The organism is Armatimonas sp. (genome assembly GCF_031410135.1).
GTDB lineage: Bacteria > Armatimonadota > Armatimonadia > Armatimonadales > Armatimonadaceae > Armatimonas.
Genome location: NZ_JANNYP010000662.1, coordinates 1 through 4,254, shown reverse-complemented (window position 1 = coordinate 4,254; position 4,254 = coordinate 1). Strand labels below are relative to the sequence as shown.

At 59.3% G+C, this 4,254-nt stretch carries 5 protein-coding genes; 4 read left to right on the top strand and 1 reads right to left on the bottom strand.

Going from position 1 to position 4,254, the window contains the following annotated elements; genetic code table 11:
- The 3 genes from RMO15_RS24225 to RMO15_RS24215 form a co-directional block, all read left to right on the top strand.
- Positions 1-843 (top strand): carbohydrate binding domain-containing protein (locus tag RMO15_RS24225; RefSeq protein WP_309718602.1); only part of this gene is annotated, 843 nt, incomplete at its 5' end.
- Position 844: 1 nt separating this feature from the next.
- On the top strand, positions 845-1,603 hold the full coding sequence (locus RMO15_RS24220; RefSeq protein ID WP_309718599.1) for an SDR family NAD(P)-dependent oxidoreductase: 759 nt from the start codon (positions 845-847) through the stop codon (positions 1,601-1,603).
- Between the two features lie 21 nt (positions 1,604-1,624).
- Complete coding sequence (locus RMO15_RS24215) at positions 1,625-2,332, top strand: SDR family oxidoreductase (RefSeq protein WP_309718594.1); 708 nt, start codon at positions 1,625-1,627, stop codon at positions 2,330-2,332.
- A gap of 4 nt (positions 2,333-2,336) precedes the next feature.
- Here RMO15_RS24215 and RMO15_RS24210 read toward each other — a convergent pair whose 3' ends face one another.
- Positions 2,337-3,767, bottom strand: coding sequence for a BamA/TamA family outer membrane protein (locus RMO15_RS24210; protein WP_309718591.1), 1,431 nt, complete (start codon positions 3,765-3,767; stop codon positions 2,337-2,339).
- Positions 3,768-3,823: 56 nt separating this feature from the next.
- On the opposite strand from RMO15_RS24210, the gene RMO15_RS24205 reads away from it, so the two are divergent.
- A partial coding sequence (locus RMO15_RS24205; protein ID WP_309718588.1) for a phytanoyl-CoA dioxygenase family protein occupies positions 3,824-4,254 on the top strand: 431 nt, incomplete at its 3' end.

Sequence of the window (4,254 nt, the reverse complement as noted above, 5' to 3'; positions counted from 1 at the left end):
AACGGGATTCTCTACGGCACGCATATCTATCCGTGGAAGAAGGACTGGGATACCCATGTGACCCCCGTCACCCAAAAACACGCTGTCTTTGTGGGAGAAGTGGGTACCAAACCCTGGAAGCCGACCGACCCCCCGCACGAGAATGTCTACACCGAGGGCTGGGCACCCGAGGTGATCGCCTACATAAACAAGCACCAGCTCAGCTGGACGGCATGGAGCTTCCACCCGAGCGCCAATCCGTGCTTGCTGACCGGCTGGGACTACAAACCGACCCGCTACTGGGGCGTCTATGTCAAGGCAGCTCTTGCAGGCAAACCTCTTGCAGCTCCAAAAACCGCTCCTGCCCCCAAAGCCACTCGTCTTGTCTCACCCACAGGTAAGGAGATGCTAAGCAATGGCAAGTTCACCGACGGTCCGTCGAAATGGGTGCTTGAGGAGAACGGTGCCAAAGGCCAGATCGAGGTTGTCCGTGAAGCCCCCGAGGGGAGGGCAGCCCTTCGTCTGAAAGTAGCGACAGTCGGAGATGCATCGTGGAGGTTACAGCTCTACCAGCCCGGCTTGCAAATCGAAAAGGGCAAGAAGTACACGCTGACCTACTGGGTGAAGGCCGAGCAGATGGGCGTTATCACAGTGAACTGCATGCAGAACCACGCACCCTGGGAGCACCACGGCGCTGCTAAAGAGCTGGCCGTTACCACCGAGTGGAAGCAGCTCCAGTTCACGTTTGACGGTCCCTGGGACGATGCCAATGCGCGCATTACCTTTACGAACCTTGGCACAGTGCCCGGCCAGACGTATTGGTTTGCGGGTTGCTCTCTTATCAAACACGAAAGGGCAAAATAATATGGGACGGCTTCAAGGCAAACGGGCACTGGTAACGGGCGGCGGACAGGGACTTGGACGAGCGATTGTAGAAGAATTGCTGCGCCAAGGCTGCGATGTCGCCATTCACTACCACAAGAGCGCGGAGGGGGCGGAGGCGGCTAAACTTGCCGCGCCGCCCGGCGTGCGGGCTGCCTGCTTCGCGGCGGATCTCACGCAGAGCGCAGAGGCACAAGCGCTGGTGGAGCAGTCCGTTGCGTTTCTCGGCGGGCTTGATATCTTGGTCAACAACGCGGGCGATCTGATTGGCCGCCGTAGGCTTGAGGAGCTAGATTTAGCCTTCTGGCAGCGCACAATCGAGGTGAATCTCACCAGCACGATGCTGGTCACGCAGCACGCGACCCCCTACTTAGCGGCGGCAGAGCAGAGCAGTATAGTGAATCTCGCCTCGCTGGCGGGGCGTATGGGCGGCCATGGGGGCTCACTGGCCTACTCGTCGGTGAAGGGCGCGATTCTCACCTGGACACGCTCACTGGCAAAAGAGCTGGGCGGGCGTGGGATTCGGGTCAATGCCGTCGCCCCAGGGCTGATTCTGGGCACCGCGTTTCACAACACGCACACGACGGCAGAATCAGCCGCCGCAACGATCGCGACAATTCCCCTTGCACGCGCAGGTACGCCCGAGGATGTCGCAAGGGCCGTCGCTTTTCTCGCCAGCGAGTACGACGGTTTTATTACGGGCGCAACACTGGACATCAACGGTGGCGTTTTCGGTTCCTAGAAAGTAAAGGATTGAGTTAACATGCAAAAAGCAGACATTCAGGGCAAGTGGGCCCTGGTAACCGGCGCGAGCCGTGGAATTGGACGGCAGGTGAGCCTAGGGCTCGCGGAGTATGGCTGCAATATCGTGCTACATAGCCGGGAGACAAAGGGCACGGATGCGCTGGCAGCCGAGCTCGTAGCAAAGGGTGTGCAGGTGCAGCAAGTGGCGGCGGAGCTCTCCGACGCCAGCCAAGTGGATGCGATGCTGGCGAGCGTGCTTGCCTCAACACCCGGTATTGATATTGTCTACAACAACGCCGCCGTGATGACGCCGTATCGTAGTGACTGGAAAAATGTCCCCGCCGAGGACTTCCGCACGAGCTTTGAGGTGAATGTGACGGCGCTAGTTCGTATCTGCCACGGCCTGATTCCGGGTATGGTGGCGCGCCAGTGGGGACGGATTATCAATGTCACGTCGGGCATCCAAGACCAGCCGGAGCTGATCGCCTACTCGATCTCCAAAGGTGGCGTGGACAAGTTCGTCACCGACACAGCCAGTCACCTCAAAGGCGATGGCGTACTGATCAACCTGCTCGATCCCGGCTGGCTCCGCACCGATCTGGGTGGCCCGAACGCCCCCAACTCCGTCGAGTCCGTGCTTCCGGGGGCGCTCGTTCCGGCGCTACTGGATGATGGAACGACGGGTAAGCTCTTTCGCGCCCAAGACTATGTAGGCCAGACACTCTGAACGGCTAAAATGGCTGCCCGATTCCAAAAAAGAGCAGATTATCTTCACCCGACTTACCAATGTCCAAGGAGATAATCGTGGACTGGTTCCAAGCGAGCCGACCACCGACGCCGTAGGAGTAGCGAATATCGTCGAAATTGAGCGACTGCCAGCGATCTCGCACCGTGCCTGCGTCGAAGAAAGGGACAAGGGCGAGTGCAAAGCGCTGGCCCGCAATCTTCTTTTCACCAAGACGTGCCCGTAGCTCCCAGTTGGTAAACCACATCGAGCGCGCCATAAACCGATTCGCCCGGAAGCCCCGGAGCGAGCGTGCGCCACCAAGGGCGTTGATGCTCCCATCCGGGCTCCACTGGTCCTGGTACTCAAAGAAGGGAGCGTTTTTCCCGAAGATATTTCCCACCGCAAAGCGTCCTGCTAAAACCGTGCGCGGCCCGACCGGGAGCTTGTGAAATGTCTTGACCTGAATCATGAGCTTATCAAAATCAAACTGTGATCCAATCGCTCTCGCAGAATACTCGTTCCCAATCTCAAAGTACATTCCACGGGTGGGGTCGGGCTCAAAGTCTCTGGTGTCGTAGATAAGCGCCTGCTGTAAGATCGAGACCAGTCCTCCGTCCAGACCAATGGCCGTCCCTGCCGCTGAGTTGCGATCCAGCAGTGGCGTTCCATTAGGCGCTTTGAGCGAGGCACCGGTGGCGGGATCTACCGCGCTGGCAGGGCGTCCTCCAAAGGTTTTGTAATCCAGGCGCTGGATCTCGTAGCCACCCAGCACCCGCCAGCGGCCTTTGTCGCCCAGAGCATAGTCAGCTTTCACATTGAGCATCAGCTCCGAGTCCTGGAAGCGGTTTGAGAGCGAGTCCGTTACTTTCGCCGCTTCGCCAGGGCCGCCGTCACGGAGCGTCTTGCGAGCTTTTTCGTACTCCGAGAACGTGGAGTAGGTCGCGCCCCCCGGCCCCGCCGTCGGCAGTGTCAGGTTCCCTAGAGTCGCCTGGGTGATCCCAAAGTATAGGTTGGTAGGGTCTTGGCGGGCCTTGAAATCTACTTTAACGCGCCAACGGGAGCCATTGATGTAGGGCTTGTCGTAGGACATTACAAGCTCGCGAGCCTGCCCCGTGGTGAACTGGGCGTTGACGGTGAGCTTCTCGCTGTAGGGAGTGTACGCAAAGAGCGGATCGGAACGCTTGCCATTTCGGAAAAAGTTCCCCCGCAGGCCAAACCCCTGCCCGGCTACCGGGTCCGATGAGATCTCCGGCAGACCGGTAAAGAAGCTCCCCTCACGCTTTTTCGCAATGTCCGCGTCCGAGAGTCGCCGAACCAGCACATACTCCGGGGGCTTGGCGGTCTCAGTGGGCGAGGATTTCTGAGCAGAGCTAGGGGCTCCAAGGCAAAGAACTCCTGAGAGGCTCAAACTCACCATCAGTAGCGTGTCTTTCATCTGGGCATTATACATCAACTCTGCGAAAAAATCAGCGAGGCAGGTAAAATAGGCACATGACACCCAATCTTCTCACGGCGGAGCAGAAGGCGCAGTTCGACCGCGACGGCTTCTTGGTACTGCGGAACTTGATTGATCCCGAGCTGGTCGCGCGGCTGGTTGCCGCCGCCGACCGGCTCTCTTCCGAAGGCATTGAGCACGACGGACTCTCGGAGCGCAAGCACTGGCAGAAGCGCGGCTGCCTGCCCGACGACCCGGCGTTTCTGGAGCTGATTGACCATCCGCAAGTCCTGCCGCTGGTCGCGGGGATTCTGGGCTGGGACATCCACCTGATGACGAGCCACTTGATCGTCCGTCCGCCCACGCCGGGTGCCGACGCGAACTTCAAGGGCGAGGGCTGGCACCGTGACGGCGGACAGTCCAGCTGGGAGATGACCGAGCCGCACCCTCGGATTTTACTCAAGATCGCGTTCTTTCTCTCGGATCA